Genomic DNA, 16,912 nt, shown 5'->3' with positions numbered 1-16,912 from the left:
TGAATTTGTTTCAATCTTTTACTTTGTTAATGCCTTGTATCTCGCAACAACATTTTCTACTGTAAATCCATATTCCTCAAAGAGTTTACTTGCTGGAGCGGAGGCTCCAAAATGATCAATTGTTAGTTTGTCACCACGATCCCCAATATACTCTCTCCACCCAAGGGAAGCTCCTAATTCAATCGCTAAACGATTCGTTAAATGGCTTGGGAGAACGCTTCTGCGGTACTCAGCTGATTGCTGTTCAAAGCGATCCCAACTTGGCATACTTACAACAGAAACGAAAATCTTTTCCTTTTCTAATTCCTTTTGTGCGGCAATGGCAAGAGACACTTCAGAACCAGTTGCTAGAAGCAAACCTGTCGCTTCTTCTTTTGCTTGAGATACTACATAAGCTCCCTTTTTAACACCTTCATACACTGTTTCCTGATCGACGTCTAATGTTGGTAAGTCTTGACGCGTCAACACTAATGCTGTTGGGGTGTCCGTACTTTCAAGAGCTAATCTCCATGCAGCAACCGTTTCTTTCGCATCAGCTGGACGAATAACCGACAAGCCTGGCATAGCACGTAATGAAGCCAATTGTTCGATCGGTTCATGAGTTGGACCGTCTTCTCCAACCGCAACACTATCATGAGTAAATACATACGTTACAGGAAGCTTCATAAGAGCAGCGAGCCTTATAGCAGGTCGCAGGTAGTCAGAAAAGACAAAGAATGTAGCTCCGAAAACTTTCACTCCACCATGTAAAGCCATTCCATTTAACGCTGAACCCATGGCAAATTCGCGAACACCAAACCAAATATTTCTCGCTGAGTAACTGTCAATTCCGTAATTTTGTTCAGATGATATAAGAGTCTTATTTGAACCAGCCAAGTCAGCTGAACCACCAATTAACTGCGGAATAGCATTAGCTGCTGCATTTAACGTTTTTCCAGATGAAGCTCTTGTCGCTAACCCTTCAGTCGCTGAAAATTCTGGCAAGCTATCTTCCCACTCTTTAGGAAGAACTCCATTTACAGCTTCCTCAAACTTCCTTGCTAACTCTGGATGTGCTGTTTTATATTGTTCAAACAACTGATTCCATTCTGCCTCTTTTTTTGCTCCTTGTTCAGCTAGTTCATTAAAATGATTGGCTACTTCTTCTGGTACGTAAAATTCTTCTTCATAAGTCCAACCATATGCTTCTTTCGTTAGCTTTGTTTCTTCTAGACCAAGTGGGGCGCCATGTGATGCTGATTTCCCAGATTTACTTGGTGAACCAAAACCAATGGTCGTCTTAACTTCAATTAATGTTGGGCGCTCTGTATCTAATTTTGCTGCTTGAATAGCCTTATGTAGCTCATCGATATCATTTCCGTCTTCGACACGGATAACCTGCCAACCATATGCTTTAAAACGATTTTCTACACTTTCGGAAAAGGATAAGTGCAAATCACCATCTAGTGATATATCATTTGAATCGTACATAACAACTAAACGTCCTAATTTCAGGTGACCTGCTAAAGAGGCTGCTTCTGCAGAGATCCCTTCCATCAGATCTCCATCCCCACAAATGCTGTAAGTAAAATGATCCACAAGATTGAACTGATCTTGATTATACGTTTCTGCCATATGACGTTCAGCCATTGCCATACCAACAGCCATTGCAACCCCTTGTCCTAAAGGTCCTGTTGTGGCTTCTACTCCAGGTGTATGGCCATATTCAGGATGTCCAGGCGTTTTGCTCCCCCACTGGCGGAAGTTTTTCAAGTCATCAATGGAAACATCATACCCAAATAAATGTAAAAGACTATATAGAAGCATTGAACCATGGCCAGCAGATAACACAAAACGATCACGATTAAACCAATTCGGATTATATGGATTATGATTCATTTCTTTTGCCCATAACGTATAAGCCATCGGGGCTGCCCCCATCGGCATACCTGGATGACCAGAGTTTGCTTTTTCAATTGCATCTATGGATAGTGTTCGAATCGCATTCACTGCTAATTGAGAAACATTTTGATTGACTAAAGTACTCATGAATACCGCCCCTTTATTATTTTATTCATATAGACGATTCTTTTATTTGTTATAAGCAAACGAGGATTAAACTAGTAGATTAATCCCCCTTGCTATTGCTATCTTCTTTAATTCTCAAAAGAAAAATAGTACTAGAGTAAACATATGCTTACATTTTAGAATAGTAGTATCCGCATATTGAGTTATCGGAGATTAATTGGTTTCCGCTTCTTTTTTTCTTTTTCCAGAAAACAATTTATATACAGCAACTGCCACTACTAACGTATTAATGGGGAATTGATACTGTAAATAAAAATCGCTCAAAAACCTTCCATGTGGACCTAACGCATAATCTACAAATTGTTCTACCATATGATCACCCTATTTTCATATTTTTCTTATTGAAAAGTTTAGCTCACTATAATACAGTTTTAGTATGTGTATCGAGTAAGAAAGAGAATAACTTCTTGGCAGAGGGTCATTTTTCTTTTTTTACTCGTTTTTTTTTAGTTAAAAATTGCAAATACTTTCCAAATTACCCAGTTAATTAAGTTTCCACCTTGGTCAAGACTAGATACTAGATTTGTACCTTCTGGCAAATTAAATTGACCATTTACTGCCATTTCAGTATGAATAACTGCAATATCCGTTGCCATATATAACGTTAATGCAATTAGAATAGATCCTACAATTACAGAATGAACAATATTTCCTCTTGCAGCTCCAACGATAAAAGCTACGATAAATGGAATCGTTGCTAAGTCACCAAACGGTAATACATTGTTTCCTGGTAAAATAACAGCTAATAAAACTGTAATTGGTACTAAGATTAAAGCTGTTGAAATAACGGATGGATGTCCTATAGCTACAGCTGCATCTAACCCAATATAAATATCTTTTTGACCAAATTTTTTCTTTAAAAATTCACGAGCAGATTCAGAAACTGGTGTTAATCCTTCCATTAAAATCTTAACCATACGTGGCATTAGAACCATTACCCCAGCCATTGCCATCCCAATTTGAATTGTCTCTCCAAATGGATAGCCTGCTAATAGACCTAAACCAATACCTAAGAATAATCCCATAAAAATGGATTCTCCAAACACTCCAAATCGTCTTTGAATCGATTCAGGATCGGCGTTCCAATTTTTCACTACTGGTGTTTTTTGTAATAATTTCACTAATGGAATACCTAGTGGTGCATACGATACGGTACTACCCGTTGCAACAGATATACCTGGTAAATCAAAATAATCTCGTAACATCGGCGCAGTCCAGTCCGCAATTTTCAAACACGCAATTTGGAAAAGAACGGCTGCGATTAAACCTTGAATCATACTGCCTGAGATTGTGTAGACAATCGCACCTGTAAACGTAAAATGCCAGAAGTTCCAAATATCAACGTTCATCGTTCTTGTCGTATTTGTTGCTAGCATGATTACGTTCACTAATAATCCTAATGGAATAATGAATGCGGCAATTGGCGAAGCCCATGACATCGATGCAGCACCTGGCCACCCAACATCAATGACGTTTAACTCAATCCCAAATCGATCAACCATTCCATTTGCTGCAGGTCCTAGGTTACTAACTAGTAGATCTACAACAAGGAAAATCCCTACGAAGGCAACTCCAATTGTAATACCTGATCGGAAAGCCTTTCCAATCTTTTGTCCGAAAGCTAAACCTATTAAGAAGATTGCAACTGGCAAAATAACCGTTGGGCCTAGTGCCAAAAATGATTGTAAAAATTCAACCATACGATCCATAATCGGATTCCCCTTTACTTCATTTTTTCTCGATTCCTCATTTCAAAAGAAACTTTCGAACTCGGAATCGAGAATGTTGTTTTTCATTAGAAGACTCTCTATTTCTTCATCTTCTTCGTTATTTTTTAAGTTGCTCTAGAATTTCAGCTTTTGCTTCATCTAGACCGATTCCTGTTAAAAATGCTCTTGCATTAATTACTGGGAATGGATACTCTTTTTGAACAATCGTAGTGCTGACTAATAAATCAGCTGTATCGACATAACCACCAACTTCAGTGATTTTAATTTGTACTAAGTTCGCCGCAATGCCATTTTCTTTACACATAGATTCAATTGCATCATTTACGATTGTAGATGTTGCAATTCCAGCTCCACAAGCGATTAGAATTTGTTTCTTTTTCATCTTATTCACCTCCTTTCAATTGAAAGTTTAATAATTGTAAGAGAGAATCTTTTATCTTTGTTTTCGATTCCTCATGTGCTAACGAGTGCAAAACTTCATCATCTTGGAAGATTTGCATCAACCTTTGTAACAATTCTAACTGTGAATGACTTTCGTTCATGGCTAGCATAAAAACTAGTTTAACTGGTGTCGTTTCACTTTCTTCACCCATAATGACAAAATCAACTGGTTCCTTTAAGATAGCAACACTAATTGCCTTCTCGTTCACATGCTCTTTGTCTGTATGAGGAATAGCAACGGAATATCCTTTCGTTGGCAACCCGGTTGCAAAATTCTTTTCACGTTCTACAATTGCTTCGATGTAGCTTTCTTTCACAATTCCTTTTTCAAATAAATTTCCTGCCATTAAGCGGATTGCTTCTTCAGCACTAGTTGCTTCTACATCTTTCAAGATTAAATTTTCATCAAGTAACATTTTGGAAATCCTCCTAAGTTCATCTAGCCTTTTATCTAATTCGTTCATATCATTTTAATATGGAAAGAATGAGTGATAAAAATTGCTTCGATAATCGTTTCATGATTATTGACAGTCGTAGATGAAATCAACAATCCTTTTTTGATTATCTAGCAGGGTTTTTATCTCTTTTCTATAAATTAATAGTACCATCGAAAACCGCCTAAATGTATCCGTTTTCATCCCCATTCATTGATTGCGCTTTGTACAACATTGTGATGATCATTTTCTTAGTATATCTTTTACAAACCTAAAAAAAGACGGCTCAGCTTTACATGCTGAGGCCGTCCTTTCAGATACTAGTTTTAGCTGTCATTTCCTCGAAGAATACATTTCTTCTAAATATGTTCAAACTGCCAGATTGCCAATCACTATGGATCCAATTGACAACTTGACTTGCAAACTTCATAGCCAAAATTCGATCAAGGGCTGTTGGATTCTGTCCCATACATATAGCTTCATCTAGTTTGATTACTTTCCAGTCAAAGTCTAAAGTAGGCAGGATCGTATTTGGTAACTGTGAGGGCTCAATACGATCATCAAAAAACAAGAACGAAAATGTCTTACCACTCGAAAAGTCATTCCTTAACGCTTGTTCAAGTTGGATTTGATGTAATCTATTCCAGTTATAAGGAAGAAAGTATCCTTCAACAGCGAGAGAAAGTTCCTCTAACATTTCCGTTGGTACTTGACCTGGGAGTTGAACACCAAATAATCTTGGACTATCATATTTTAATGATTGAATCGTATCTCGAACTTTCAACGTATTTTCAATGATGGCGTTAATAGCAGTATCATACCCTAAAGAAATGTCCGAACCTTCAATGTCATTATGAATAGAGACAGGTACAAACAAAAAACGAGTCTCACTAATTTGCTTCGTAATTTCTTTTACAAAGTGATAGGAATTACCAGTACCAATCATAACAACTGCATCAAACCCTGAAAGAACTTGCTGAAATGCTAAGGTATTTCTTGATGGTATTGGCTTCAAAATTGGGTAATGATAGGCATCACACGCTTCTCTTAAATCTCTTACATGAAACTCATTTTTGAACCGGTCCATTTCTATTCCCATTACATTATAATCTTCGACTTCTGAAATAATAGCATGAACCATTTGATTAAGTCCTGAAGGAGAAACATCTAAATTTAGTAATCCTATTCTCGTCATCTTTTCCTCCTCAACGTAAAATAGTGTTTTCTTCGTATTCTACTAATTTATTCACTCGATTAAGATGACGTCCACCTTCGAACTCCGTTAAAAGCCATGCCTTTACAATTTCACTAGCAAGTCCTGGACCGATGACTCGCTCTCCCATCGCTAACACATTTGAATTATTATGAAGCCGAGTAGCTTTTGCACTAAATACATCATGCACAAGAGCACAGCGAATTCCTTTGACTTTGTTAGCTGCGATTGACATGCCAATGCCTGTTCCACAAATTAAAATGCCACGATCTACTTTGCCATCCCTAACCTGTTCTGCAACGGGAATTGCGTAATCAGGGTAATCTACAGACCCATTACAGTCACAGCCTAAGTCAACAAAATCAATTTGAAGCTCTTCCATAACCTTTTTTACTTCTTCTTTTAAAACAAGACCACCATGGTCACAGCTAATAGCTACTTTCATGTTCCTCACTCTTTCTAAAGTTAATTATGGCTAACTTTTTCTTTCCTGAGGATTATTGATTTCATCTACTACTTTATTTTATCACTATTACTTGCATGTTTTAATGCGCTTCCATCCCAGTTAATGTAAATAGTGTTGTGCGCCCTAGTGATGAAAAAAAACAACAAAAAAACACTCTATCTCAGTAGAGTGTTTTTAATATTATGAATATTGGCAAAACTATTAAGACTCAATGATTACTTTTATCTCATTTCCACCCATTACAGCCTCGAAACCTTGACGCCATTCATCTAAAGGAACCACCTTTGTAATCATCTTATCTACATCAATCTTTTGATCCTCTAATAGTTTCAAGGCCAGATGCCAAGAGCTAGGTTTTTGAGATCGTGTTCCAATGTAGTTAATTTCTCGTTGAACAATGGATTCTTGATCTAACGGGTTCATTTTATTAGCAAAGATTCCAACTTGAACGAATGTTCCTTTTTTCTTAACCAATGGTAACCCTTGGTTTAGAGCAGGTACAGCCCCAGAACACTCGAATACTTTGTCGACTCCGTATCCATCTGTGTGTTTCATAACAACTTCTGTAAGATCTTCTTCTAATACGTCAACAATGACATCTACACCTATCGACTTCGCTAATTCTAACCGTTCTTTATCTTTTGTAATACCTGCTAAAATGACAAACGCTCCTTGAGCTTTCGCTACTTGACATTGCAATAAACCAATTGGTCCTGGTCCGAAAACAAGTACTTTATCTTCTTTTTCAATTGTTGTTTTCTCTAATCCAGCGTGAACACAACATGCAAGTGGTTCTGCTAGAGCAGCCGCTTTTAGACTAATAGAATCAGCTAAAACATGAACACTCTCTTCTCTTGAAATAACAAACTCAGCCATACTTCCATTAACTTGAGTTCCGATTCCTTTTCGATTTGAACATAGATTATAATCTTTTTCTAGACAATATTCACATTCTCCGCAAGTTGTAAAAGTGGTTTCACTTGTCACGCGATCTCCTACTTTTACATTTTGTACATTAGGGCCAACTTCTGTCACAGTTCCAGAAAATTCATGTCCTAGTACAACAGGAGTTTTAGAATTTGCATATTCTCCTGTGAATGTATGAATATCTGTACCACAAATCCCTGTATAGGCTACCTTTATTTTCACTAAATCTCCTGTAACTTCTGGTTCGGTAATGGTTTCTAATGACATATTGTCATGACCTGGATTCAACTTCATTACTGCTTTCACTTGTACTTCACTCCTTGTTTGGGATTATCATTACTTTTCCGTAAGTTTCCTTACGATTGATCATTAAATCGAATGCTTTTTGAGTTTCTTCTAAAGGAAAACGGTGAGAAATCAATTCTTTTAGTTTGATTCGACCTTTTAAAATAAAATCTATGCTTTTTGTCCACTCTTCACCTGGAAATGGAGCAGAATAGCAGTTCCAAAATCCTTTTAACGTCAGTTCTTTTCTGAATATATTTTCAAAGGCTTGTTGAGAGAGAACAACATCTGAGTAGGCAATTCCCAAATAGCCAATTTTTCCTTTTTTGCGTGTTATTAACAAACATTGTTCTTGTGTAATTTTCGATCCTGCACATTCTAAAGCTACGTCAACACCTAAACCATTTGTATACTCATGAACCTTCTCATTTAAATTGTCTTGTAAAGGATTAATCGTTCTTTCACAGCCCATAGCCTTTGCTTCCGCTAACTTTTCATCAGAAATGTCGATGGCAATAATTTCTTTCACGCCAGCAATTTTCAACCATTGTATCGCTAACATTCCAATCGTCCCAACTCCAAATACTGCAGCTACATCTCCTAATCTAGGCTGAATATGTAATACCCCGTGTAATGCAACTGCGAGCGGCTCAATCATAGCGGCTTCCTCAAAATCCATGTTCCCAATGGGCAAGACGTTTGTTGCTTTCAAATTGACATACTCCGCAAACCCACCGTACGATTTCGATCCTACCATTCCATGGTCTTCACATAATGAGTACACACCACTTTTACAATATTCACAGGTGTAGCAAGGGAGAAAGGGAATAGCTACTACCCGATCCCCTACCTCAACATTTGCTACATCGCTTCCTTTCTCAACGACATAACCAGAAAATTCATGACCCATGATCGCAGGTAGCGGATACTTCCATTTGCTAACCATCTTGTGTGTGTCTGATCCGCAAATCCCTGCAGCCATCACTTTTATTTTCACTTCATCGTCCTGACACTCGACACTTTCCATGTCCTGATAAATAAAATGATTTTCAGAATGTAAAACAGCTGCCTTCATAAGCCCTCCTAAAGGTCATTATTTTCTTAACAATGTAAGAATTTCTTGATCTAACTCTTCCATTCCAACCCCTGTAATGTAAGAAGTAGCAACAATACTTGGGATCCTATATTTTGTTGGTAGAATGGTTGTTGAAATAATGAAACTTGCTCCATCTTGAAGGGAGGAAACTTCAGAAATCATACATTGAACTACTTGAGCTCTTACATTGTTTTCTTTTAATAGATTTTCTACACGGTTACAAACAATTGTAGATGTTGCGATACCTGCCCCACATGCAACCAGTACTGTTGGGATGTTCATTTCACTCTCTCCTTTTTAAGAAAAACAACTTATTTTACAGAGTTCGCGACAAGATTTACAAGTTCATTTGAGTTAGGAGCATGGAGCATCTCTTCTAACACATCATTCATTTCAGCTAATTTCATTAACTGTAACAAAGCATTTAAGTGTTGGTTTTTATCAATGGCTGCGATCACAACGACAAAGTGAACTTTTTCTTGATCTTTAAACGTGAGTCCGTCTTTGATCCTTAATATGCTCATCCCTACTTTATTGACTCCATCAATAGGGCGGGCGTGTGGAATAGCAATATTGAGTCGCAAAACAATGTTTGGTGTCATTTCTGAATACTGACTTTTCATGGCTTCCACATAGGTTTCCGTGATATTTCCTCTATCTAATAGCGGCTGAGAAGCTATCGATAATGCATCCTGCCAGTTTTCAACAGATTCTTCAAGAATTACCGTTTCAGGGATAATGAAATCCGTTAAGCCATAATCCTTTTTCTGCTTCGATTCACCAGAGAATTGAATAGAAAAATAATCCTGCAACGCCTTCTCTAACGCTATCTTATTCTCAATTTTTGCATGTTTATCAATGACGGATAGAAGCTGATCAATTTTCACGACAGATGAATTCAATCCAAAGATCGCTTGCATAACACGTTGGCGTAGTTGTGTTTTTTCAAAATCACTAATAAATTGGTCTACGATAAATAAGTGTTTCTCTGTTTGCAAAGCAACTGGCGAAAAAACAATATCAAATTCCAAATCTGTTTGTCGTTCAAACTCTCGAATGGAAAAGGCTTCATAAAAATAAAATTCTGGAAATAGATCACGTAGGGTATTTTCCATTAATCTTGAGATCGAAACACCGTTTGGACATACAACAGCAGCTCTTTTCTTAAAAGAAATCGTCTCTCCGCTATTAATAAGATGTCCACCAATGAAGATCGTGATAAACATAATTTCACTTTCTGGAACAGGACTCCCAATGTAGTCTTCAAACGGTTTTATTGAATCTTTCACAATGAAATGAATCGCCTCAAATTCTTCACTAACCTTCTCGAGAATGGAATAATTAGTCGTTAACGAATATTTAATTCGATAATAGGCGGGTTTCATATGCAAAACTAATCTTTCTAACAACGCCTCTTTTTCTTTAAAAAGAATACATGCTTTTTTCTCAAATAGTTCTAAACTAGATTTCAAAGATTCCTTTAGTTGCGGCAATTCCGTTTCAGTCAAAAATTGTGAACTAAGTACATTTGATGTAAGGAGCTGCAACGTGATAAATAGTCGCTCTTCCTTAGGAATATCTTTTATATCTTGAATTAAGATTTCAGCTGCTTCAAATTCTTTTGTATCCGACAACTCATCGTAATCAATATGGTATGAGCCTGTGAGTAAGTTGCCTTTTTTAATTCTTTTTAGAAGGGCCGCTATAATGTAAGGGAGAATCTTAATTCGTTCATCAATAAACTTAAGGTTTAAACGATTTTCTACTTCTTCCATTTGCGTTTTTAGCTTTTCAATATCGGCTACAGATATGTTCGCAAGTTTCTGAATGTAGCTTTCACCTTTATAAATCTCATAAACTTTTCTCAAAACATCAATAAATAATCTTCGCTTATCCCATTCACTGCCACTTACTTCGTAACCGTGCATTCTTGAATAGACAATCTCTAATTTGTACTCGCTTACAATAGTATGAGAAAGTTTCATATCTCTTAAAATCGTGTTTTTACTCACTTGTAAGGCACTAGAGAAGTGAACGAGTGATAATTCTTCTTCACCACTTAATAACATTAAAATAATAAATTCAGCCCGCTCTTTTTCAGATGGGATATACGTCGCAGAGGAAGAATCATTTGTTTTTTCTGCAAATAAATCTATTAAAACGGAATTCACGATGAATTTGCCACCGTTTGTACGAGATATAACTGGGTAATTCTTTTCTTTTAACCAATCATTGATTTTTGTAAAGCTATAGCTAATTTGTCTTCGGGACAATTGAAACTTATTCTCCAAATCCTTATTGGAAATATCCGGATTCGCAACTACTTCTTTTAATATTAAGTTGCTTCTTTCATCTAGATACATAAGCTGCTCCCCCTTACTTAAGTTTATATTAACAGCAAATTGACATTAGTTGATTACGCTTTCATACACATTTATTGTCTGCCTTTTGTGCAACTTGATGTTTTACTAGTTATAAACAACCTATAAACATAATCCTAAGCAAAGAAGAATGAAGAAACCACAAATAGAAAATACGGTTTTGTTCGTTCATTGTTGCCAATATTAAATTACGAGCTAAATCTTCCCGGCAACTGTATTCCCATAGTCCCTAAGGACACCACGTGCATCAGTGTAAAAACAAAAATAGCGTACTAAATCATTACGACTTAGTACGCTATTTTGGTTAGACTCTGACACATATTTGCTTAATTCTTTGCTCATCTTATCAACTTTTGTCAATGAAAGAGGAGATTTCTTGGGTTCAATGACGCTTGTTCTGTACCAACAGCAACAACTTTCTATACGTTTGGACATCTCATCCATTGATTTCGAGATACTCGTATCTTCAAAATACAATACATCTTTAGATTATTTATTTTTAAATACTAAGCCTTCTTCTTCTAATAAAGTTCTCATAATAGGTAAGGAAGCTGGTCCAATGCCATGAATTTTCAATATTTCTTTTTCCGTATACTTTGATAGTTCCTGCAAAGTGTCAATTCCTTCATGAACTAGTGCATTTCTTGCAGGTGAACTTAGTTTCGAAAGGAATCCACTAGAAGGCTTCCTCTCTTTATCACAAATAGGGCAACTTGGACACTCACTACTTTTGTAGTATGTATGTCCCTTTTCACAAATCCTTGCTTTTTCTGCTGTCAAAATAATTCCTCCTTCATTTTTTTACCAATGACATAGTTTTTATACCTTTTTTTAGAGGGGTTCAACTTCATGGAATTGAACTATAACTCTCTCTCATTCGGCTCATATCCGCTTTTGGTGATAAACCAAACATGCGAGAATACTCTCGACTAAATTGCGATTGACTTTCATAGCCCACCCTAAATGCGACATCAGCTACATCCGATGACTCTGCTACTAGCAAACGTCGCGCTTCCTGCAATCTCAATTGTTTTTGAAACTGAATCGGGCTCATAGCTGTTATTTCTTTAAAATGCCGATGAAGCGAAGCCCCGCTCATATTCGCTATTTCCGCTAGATCCTCTACTCGAAAAGACGTTTCATAGTTCTGAATGATATGATCGATTACGTTTCTAATTCGGAGGGCATTGCTACCTTCTAACGCAATTTGCTCCAGTGCTTCCCCGCGCGGACCTTGTAACACCCAATAAAGTATTTCTTTCTTAAATAAAGGAGCTAGTATTGAAATATGTTTCGGAACATCTAACAGACTAACTAATCTAATTACTGCATCCAACAATGATGGCTCTACTTCACTAATAAACATCGCTCGTTTCGCATTTTTTCTTTGGACAGGTTGAATATCCTTATCATGTAAAACCTCTAATACTTCGCTTGGTGTGAATTCCAGTTTAAGTGCCAAGTATGGAGAGTCGAATGAAGCTTTGATCACTTGCCCTGTGACCGGTAAATCAACGGCCGCCACAATGTAATGACCAGGGCCATACCTAAAGCATTCCTCTCCTAACCACACCTCTTTCTCTCCTTGGATGATTATGCAAAAAGAAGGCTCGTTCACTCTAGAGATGGGTTCAGTAATAATGGATTCACGGATAAGAAATAATGACGGAATAGAGGTGGGATGAACACCATCTTGCCCTGTATAACGCTCAATAAGTTTGCCCAGTTCATGCTGATTATCGATTTTCTTAGACATCTCTTTTTCTCCTTATTCTTTTCATTATCGATGGTTTCATTTTACTTAATAATCTCTAAGCGTGAAAGGTCTTTGATAGGATTAGGCAAAAATTTGATACGAATGGGATAAGGGTTTATTAAATCTTTGTGTCATACTGAATCTGGGTATAACCAACAACTTTGCTAATAATGAGAGTGAGGAATCATAAATGGAGTATGTGAAACTAGGTAATACTGGATTGGATGTCTCTAGATTTTGTCTTGGCTGCATGAGTTTTGGTGAAGCAGAAAAATGGATACATCAATGGGTTCTTAATGAAGAGCAAAGTCGCTCTATTATCAGAAAAGCTCTTGATCTTGGTATCAATTTTTTTGATACAGCAAACGTGTATTCAATGGGAACGAGCGAAGAATTCCTTGGACGGGCTCTAAAAGATTATGCCAGTCGAGATGAAGTTGTACTTGCAACTAAGGTTCACGGTCGCATGCATGAAGGCCCTAATGGCGCGGGGCTTTCTCGAAAAGCCATTATGAGTCAAATCGATAAGAGTTTGAAAAGACTGGGAACGGATTATGTAGATCTTTATATTATCCATCGCTGGGATTACCATACGCCTATTGAAGAAACGATGGAAGCATTGCATGATGTAGTGAAGGCTGGAAAGGCAAGATATATTGGTGCTTCAGCTATGTACGCATGGCAGTTTCAAAAAGCATTACATGTAGCAAAGAGCAATGGATGGACTCGCTTTGTGTCGATGCAGAATCATTACAACCTCATCTACCGTGAAGAAGAGAGGGAAATGCTTCCTCTTTGTAAGGAAGAAAAAATCGGTGTGACTCCATACAGCCCGCTTGCATCAGGAAGATTGACTCGTGATTGGTCGGAAACCACGCATCGTTCCGAGACGGACCAAATCCAAAAATCAAAATATGATACGACTGCCGATGCAGACCGATTAGTTGTAGATCGGGTTGCAGCACTTGCAGAGAGACATGGTGTTCCCCGCATCCATGTTGCACTTGCTTGGTTATTGCGGCAAGAAACAGTAACAGCCCCTATTATTGGTGCTACGAAACTATCCCATATCGAAGATGCCATCGGTGCTTCAGCGGTTAACCTAACAGCTGAAGAAATTGCATTTCTAGAAGAACCATATATACCACATCAAATAGTTGGGCATAAATAAACCTTTGATTAAAAAAACGCCTTTTTCTAAATTAAATTTGTGACAATAATCAATAACTTAAACACTTTTGGTACACACTTTAAAAAGTGTTCATTGCAATATGACAATTATGGGTTATCCTTAGTAAACACCACCGCAGCAACCAGAGCTACGTTTGATGCATATGAAATCTTTCCTATAAAGGAGAGGAAATAATGAATGATACGACTCACAATCTCCAAATAGGTGAATTAATAGCTATTTCTAAGTTTTTCGAAATAAATTCTTATCGAATGCTGACCTTACTAGATAAAGGGGTAATGGAAGTATTCAAAGATAAGGAAGCTTTCTATGAAAAACATGGAGTGAAAGAAACTTATCCCGAATTTGAATGGTGCGAGTTGAATAATGGAAAGATCTTTACTAAATTAAAATTAGATAGGGAATAGAACCTTGTGATACCCTTTAACTGACTATTGAAGTAAGGATCATTCCTGAACGAACACTGGGAATTTCCCCTTACTTCAGTATGATTACAATTTTTGATGATTAAAAACAGATGTAGATCCGCTACTGTTAGTTAAAGATGTTATATGACTTTTATCATTTCTACTCTGTTACCAAATGGGTCTCTAAATTCAAAACGTTCGTAATTTGGAATTGGAACGGAGTCTAATATTTTTATATTGTTCTTTTCTAATACTTCTTTCCAGTAAGAAACATCTTCTACTTGATAGGCTAAATGTGCTTTCGTTGTTTCCCTATTGAAGCCCTCTTCTGTACCTACATGAACCTCTTTGTCTCCGACTTGTAACCAGAATCCCCCTCTCCCTTTAAGAGAATCAGGCTTTTCAATTTCTGTTAATCCTAATACATGACAGTAAAAATCTTTACCTTGTTCTTCCGCTCCTTTTGGGATCGTAATCTGAGCGTGATGTAATCCGATAATCATTAAGGTGTCCTCCTCTATAGCCTACTCTTTTTACTACAATATACATTCAAAATTATTGTATTTAATACTATGGTAACGATGAGAAGAACGGCTGAGGCAAATGCTACAGCATACATGGTGTCCATAAGCGCACTCCAATCCTCAACCATTACAAGGTGGTATGTATAAAAAATTTGGAAACACAGCGAAATCGCACAAGCAGTGAAACTAACAAAAGACAAGGTTACCCAATTTTGATTAGCCTGTTTCTTATTTTTTGTTAAACTAATAAAAGGAAGGATCCAAGCAACTAATCCAAGTAGGAGGCTACCTACATTAAGCCAACCAGCGTCAATCATACCCATTCATCCTTTGCTTTTTTCTACGTTCTAGAACTCTTTTACTCTTTAATCGAAAAGCTTTAGTTAACATCTACCCTGCAGTTGAATTACATTTTAACTATTGATTATATTTACTTGCAATATAAAATTTGTCATCTATTTCATATGCAATAAAACCAATTTACCAGAAGAGACCTCTCTCCCTTTTATTCGATATAGTCTCGTACCTTGAGCAATTCCTTTAGCCTCTCCACTTTCCTCTGCTGTACCTCCTACCACTTCTGAAATTATCCCAATCTCTTCTATAATCTCTTCATCTGAAATAGGTTCATATGTCGCAATATATAGAATATCGTTCCAGATGAAATGGGGAGCATCTATCTGGTTATTACAACCTGATAGAACTAATATGATGACTATCCCTAATAAGCTAAGTAAATGATTCAACTTTACCAATTCCGCCTCTCAGATTATAATACCTCTTCAGTTTAACATTCATTACCAATTCATTAACATAGGAATAAGCATCCCTTTTTAAAGGAATGCTCCTGTTTGTTCGTAACAAATTTTCTAACTTTACTCAAAAATATATGTAATTAGTCCATAAATCTATTCCGTTAGTAAACTCAGTTTCATCTCTAGTAGGAACGCTCTCAATAGATATTTACGCAATAAAATTTGTATAGAACCACAAAACCACTTTGTAGGCAAACCAAGCAAAGTAAATTCCGTATGTAACCATTCCAGCAAATTTTAAATACTTGTTGTGTACTTGTTCAACCCCAGATTTAGCTATCAATGCCAATGCTAATAGCGCAAAGAGAAAAGACGCACCTTCTGTAACAAGTGTCATAAGTGCTGCGCCAACTGATAGCAAATAAAAAGTTATGCGTGCACTCTCAGGTTTACTCTCAATACTCAACTCTTTCAAAGCTTATTAACACTCCCTTCATTATCTCTTCTTCAAATAACCACTTTTTTATTTTAACATTCATTTCCTTTCACATGGCTTAAAGAAAAAGGCGCCCCCGCTTTATTGCAGGAACGCACTCTCTCGTAAAAATCCTATATATATAAAACTAGGTGAAGAAAGTTTATATCCCCCCACCTAGTTTATTCATATTTGCAATATGTAATGAAGTATGAAACTATCTAATCGACATTTTAATGTGGCGCACCCTAGAGGATTCGAACCTCCGACCGACGGCTTAGAAGGCCGTTGCTCTATCCAGCTGAGCTAAGGGCGCATAAAAATGGTGCGGGTGAAGGGAGTCGAACCCCCACGTCATAAGACACTAGATCCTAAGTCTAGCGCGTCTGCCAATTCCGCCACACCCGCAAAGTATCTGGTGAGCCATGAAGGACTCGAACCTTCGACCCTCTGATTAAAAGTCAGATGCTCTACCAACTGAGCTAATGGCTCTTGCTGTTTATTCAAATGAAGTAACTCATGATGATTACGGACGATGTGTCGCTTCGTTCGTATACCTGTTCTTTCCTCTACTAGTCAAGCTTTGTTGCTACTTGCGTCAGAACAACTCGTAGCATTTCAAGAAGCTTTGCTCGTAACTGAGCTAATGGCTCTTGCTGTTTATTCAAATGAAGTAACTCATGATGATTACGGACGATGTGTCGCTTCGTTCGTATACCTGTTCTTTCCTCTACTAGTCAAGCTTTGTTGCTACTTGCGTCAG

20 protein-coding genes and 3 tRNA genes are annotated in these 16,912 nt (G+C 37.2%); 3 read left to right on the top strand and 20 right to left on the bottom strand.

The genetic code is table 11. The features are described from left to right. Window positions 1-18: 18 nt before the first annotated feature. The 13 genes from tkt to N0O92_RS11415 form a co-directional block, all read right to left on the bottom strand. On the bottom strand, window positions 19-2,028 hold the full coding sequence (tkt, locus tag N0O92_RS11475) for a transketolase (protein WP_315614796.1): 2,010 nt from the start codon (window positions 2,026-2,028) through the stop codon (window positions 19-21). 192 nt (window positions 2,029-2,220) lie between these two features. Continuing rightward, window positions 2,221-2,379, bottom strand: coding sequence for a hypothetical protein (locus N0O92_RS11470; RefSeq protein WP_315614795.1), 159 nt, complete (start codon window positions 2,377-2,379; stop codon window positions 2,221-2,223). A gap of 134 nt (window positions 2,380-2,513) precedes the next feature. Beyond that, window positions 2,514-3,776, bottom strand: a complete 1,263-nt coding sequence (locus N0O92_RS11465; RefSeq protein WP_315614794.1) for a galactitol-specific PTS transporter subunit IIC — start codon at window positions 3,774-3,776, stop codon at window positions 2,514-2,516. A 118-nt stretch (window positions 3,777-3,894) separates the two neighbouring features. Continuing rightward, window positions 3,895-4,179 carry a PTS sugar transporter subunit IIB gene (locus N0O92_RS11460; protein WP_315614793.1) on the bottom strand — a complete coding sequence of 95 codons (285 nt, stop codon included), beginning with the start codon at window positions 4,177-4,179 and terminating at the stop codon, window positions 3,895-3,897. Window position 4,180: 1 nt separating this feature from the next. Further along, window positions 4,181-4,663, bottom strand: a complete 483-nt coding sequence (locus tag N0O92_RS11455) for a PTS sugar transporter subunit IIA (RefSeq protein ID WP_396334501.1) — start codon at window positions 4,661-4,663, stop codon at window positions 4,181-4,183. A 322-nt stretch (window positions 4,664-4,985) separates the two neighbouring features. Further along, window positions 4,986-5,867: a 6-phosphofructokinase gene (locus N0O92_RS11450; RefSeq protein WP_315614791.1), complete on the bottom strand. Its 882-nt coding sequence runs from the start codon at window positions 5,865-5,867 to the stop codon at window positions 4,986-4,988. Between the two features lie 10 nt (window positions 5,868-5,877). Next, window positions 5,878-6,330, bottom strand: a complete 453-nt coding sequence (rpiB, locus tag N0O92_RS11445; RefSeq protein WP_315614790.1) for a ribose 5-phosphate isomerase B — start codon at window positions 6,328-6,330, stop codon at window positions 5,878-5,880. A gap of 222 nt (window positions 6,331-6,552) precedes the next feature. Next, on the bottom strand, window positions 6,553-7,584 hold the full coding sequence (locus N0O92_RS11440) for a zinc-binding dehydrogenase (protein WP_315614789.1): 1,032 nt from the start codon (window positions 7,582-7,584) through the stop codon (window positions 6,553-6,555). A 7-nt stretch (window positions 7,585-7,591) separates the two neighbouring features. Continuing rightward, entirely contained in the window at window positions 7,592-8,638 is a 1,047-nt protein-coding gene (locus N0O92_RS11435) for a galactitol-1-phosphate 5-dehydrogenase (protein ID WP_315614788.1), read from the bottom strand. An 18-nt stretch (window positions 8,639-8,656) separates the two neighbouring features. Next, the gene (locus tag N0O92_RS11430; protein WP_315614787.1) at window positions 8,657-8,941 is read right to left on the bottom strand and encodes a PTS sugar transporter subunit IIB; all 285 of its coding nucleotides are present in this window, start codon (window positions 8,939-8,941) and stop codon (window positions 8,657-8,659) included. A 29-nt stretch (window positions 8,942-8,970) separates the two neighbouring features. After that, complete coding sequence (locus N0O92_RS11425; RefSeq protein ID WP_315614786.1) at window positions 8,971-11,022, bottom strand: BglG family transcription antiterminator; 2,052 nt, start codon at window positions 11,020-11,022, stop codon at window positions 8,971-8,973. A gap of 507 nt (window positions 11,023-11,529) precedes the next feature. After that, complete coding sequence (locus N0O92_RS11420; protein ID WP_396334496.1) at window positions 11,530-11,820, bottom strand: RNA polymerase alpha subunit C-terminal domain-containing protein; 291 nt, start codon at window positions 11,818-11,820, stop codon at window positions 11,530-11,532. Window positions 11,821-11,887: 67 nt separating this feature from the next. After that, on the bottom strand, window positions 11,888-12,796 hold the full coding sequence (locus tag N0O92_RS11415) for an AraC family transcriptional regulator (RefSeq protein WP_315614785.1): 909 nt from the start codon (window positions 12,794-12,796) through the stop codon (window positions 11,888-11,890). 190 nt (window positions 12,797-12,986) lie between these two features. Here N0O92_RS11415 and N0O92_RS11410 point away from each other — a divergent pair, with 190 nt between their 5' ends. Together N0O92_RS11410 and N0O92_RS11405 are read left to right on the top strand one after the other, a co-directional pair. After that, entirely contained in the window at window positions 12,987-13,967 is a 981-nt protein-coding gene (locus tag N0O92_RS11410) for an aldo/keto reductase (protein ID WP_315614784.1), read from the top strand. Between the two features lie 194 nt (window positions 13,968-14,161). Next, window positions 14,162-14,395 carry a hypothetical protein gene (locus N0O92_RS11405; protein ID WP_315614783.1) on the top strand — a complete coding sequence of 78 codons (234 nt, stop codon included), beginning with the start codon at window positions 14,162-14,164 and terminating at the stop codon, window positions 14,393-14,395. 140 nt (window positions 14,396-14,535) lie between these two features. Here the strand turns inward: N0O92_RS11405 and N0O92_RS11400 are convergent, their stop codons facing one another. The 7 genes from N0O92_RS11400 to N0O92_RS11370 all read right to left on the bottom strand — a co-directional run bounded on the left by N0O92_RS11400 (window position 14,536) and on the right by N0O92_RS11370 (window position 16,641). After that, window positions 14,536-14,898, bottom strand: a complete 363-nt coding sequence (locus N0O92_RS11400; protein ID WP_315614782.1) for a VOC family protein — start codon at window positions 14,896-14,898, stop codon at window positions 14,536-14,538. A 14-nt stretch (window positions 14,899-14,912) separates the two neighbouring features. Continuing rightward, a complete protein-coding gene (locus tag N0O92_RS11395; RefSeq protein ID WP_315614781.1) occupies window positions 14,913-15,236 on the bottom strand; it encodes a hypothetical protein in 324 nt (107 codons plus the stop codon). 138 nt (window positions 15,237-15,374) lie between these two features. After that, a complete protein-coding gene (locus tag N0O92_RS11390) occupies window positions 15,375-15,674 on the bottom strand; it encodes a hypothetical protein (protein WP_315614780.1) in 300 nt (99 codons plus the stop codon). 208 nt (window positions 15,675-15,882) lie between these two features. Further along, window positions 15,883-16,149 carry a hypothetical protein gene (locus N0O92_RS11385; RefSeq protein WP_315614779.1) on the bottom strand — a complete coding sequence of 89 codons (267 nt, stop codon included), beginning with the start codon at window positions 16,147-16,149 and terminating at the stop codon, window positions 15,883-15,885. Window positions 16,150-16,388: 239 nt separating this feature from the next. Beyond that, window positions 16,389-16,465: transfer RNA gene (locus N0O92_RS11380), tRNA-Arg, on the bottom strand. Window positions 16,466-16,472: 7 nt separating this feature from the next. Further along, window positions 16,473-16,557: transfer RNA gene (locus N0O92_RS11375), tRNA-Leu, on the bottom strand. A gap of 8 nt (window positions 16,558-16,565) precedes the next feature. Further along, window positions 16,566-16,641: transfer RNA gene (locus N0O92_RS11370), tRNA-Lys, on the bottom strand. A gap of 43 nt (window positions 16,642-16,684) precedes the next feature. On the opposite strand from N0O92_RS11370, the gene N0O92_RS11365 reads away from it, so the two are divergent. Continuing rightward, a partial coding sequence (locus N0O92_RS11365) for a hypothetical protein (protein WP_315614778.1) occupies window positions 16,685-16,912 on the top strand: 228 nt, incomplete at its 3' end.

This window comes from Alkalihalobacillus sp. MEB130, from assembly GCF_032335535.1.
In the GTDB taxonomy this organism is placed as follows: Bacteria; Bacillota; Bacilli; order Bacillales; family Bacillaceae_D; genus Halalkalibacter.
Note: the sequence above shows the minus strand (reverse complement) of the source record. Positions and strands in the feature narration are given on the sequence as shown.

Bases quoted from the DNA above. Each gene is read 5' to 3' on its own strand.
- tkt (WP_315614796.1), bottom strand. From the start codon at position 2,028: ATGAGTACTTTAGTCAATCAAAATGTTTCTCAATTAGCAGTGAATGCG.
- N0O92_RS11470 (WP_315614795.1), bottom strand. From the start codon at position 2,379: ATGGTAGAACAATTTGTAGATTATGCGTTAGGTCCACATGGAAGGTTT.
- N0O92_RS11465 (WP_315614794.1), bottom strand. From the start codon at position 3,776: ATGGATCGTATGGTTGAATTTTTACAATCATTTTTGGCACTAGGCCCA.
- N0O92_RS11460 (WP_315614793.1), bottom strand. From the start codon at position 4,179: ATGAAAAAGAAACAAATTCTAATCGCTTGTGGAGCTGGAATTGCAACA.
- N0O92_RS11450 (WP_315614791.1), bottom strand. From the start codon at position 5,867: ATGACGAGAATAGGATTACTAAATTTAGATGTTTCTCCTTCAGGACTT.
- rpiB (WP_315614790.1), bottom strand. From the start codon at position 6,330: ATGAAAGTAGCTATTAGCTGTGACCATGGTGGTCTTGTTTTAAAAGAA.
- N0O92_RS11435 (WP_315614788.1), bottom strand. From the start codon at position 8,638: ATGAAGGCAGCTGTTTTACATTCTGAAAATCATTTTATTTATCAGGAC.
- N0O92_RS11430 (WP_315614787.1), bottom strand. From the start codon at position 8,941: ATGAACATCCCAACAGTACTGGTTGCATGTGGGGCAGGTATCGCAACA.
- N0O92_RS11425 (WP_315614786.1), bottom strand. From the start codon at position 11,022: ATGTATCTAGATGAAAGAAGCAACTTAATATTAAAAGAAGTAGTTGCG.
- N0O92_RS11415 (WP_315614785.1), bottom strand. From the start codon at position 12,796: ATGTCTAAGAAAATCGATAATCAGCATGAACTGGGCAAACTTATTGAG.
- N0O92_RS11410 (WP_315614784.1), top strand. From the start codon at position 12,987: ATGGAGTATGTGAAACTAGGTAATACTGGATTGGATGTCTCTAGATTT.
- N0O92_RS11405 (WP_315614783.1), top strand. From the start codon at position 14,162: ATGAATGATACGACTCACAATCTCCAAATAGGTGAATTAATAGCTATT.
- N0O92_RS11400 (WP_315614782.1), bottom strand. From the start codon at position 14,898: ATGATTATCGGATTACATCACGCTCAGATTACGATCCCAAAAGGAGCG.
- N0O92_RS11395 (WP_315614781.1), bottom strand. From the start codon at position 15,236: ATGATTGACGCTGGTTGGCTTAATGTAGGTAGCCTCCTACTTGGATTA.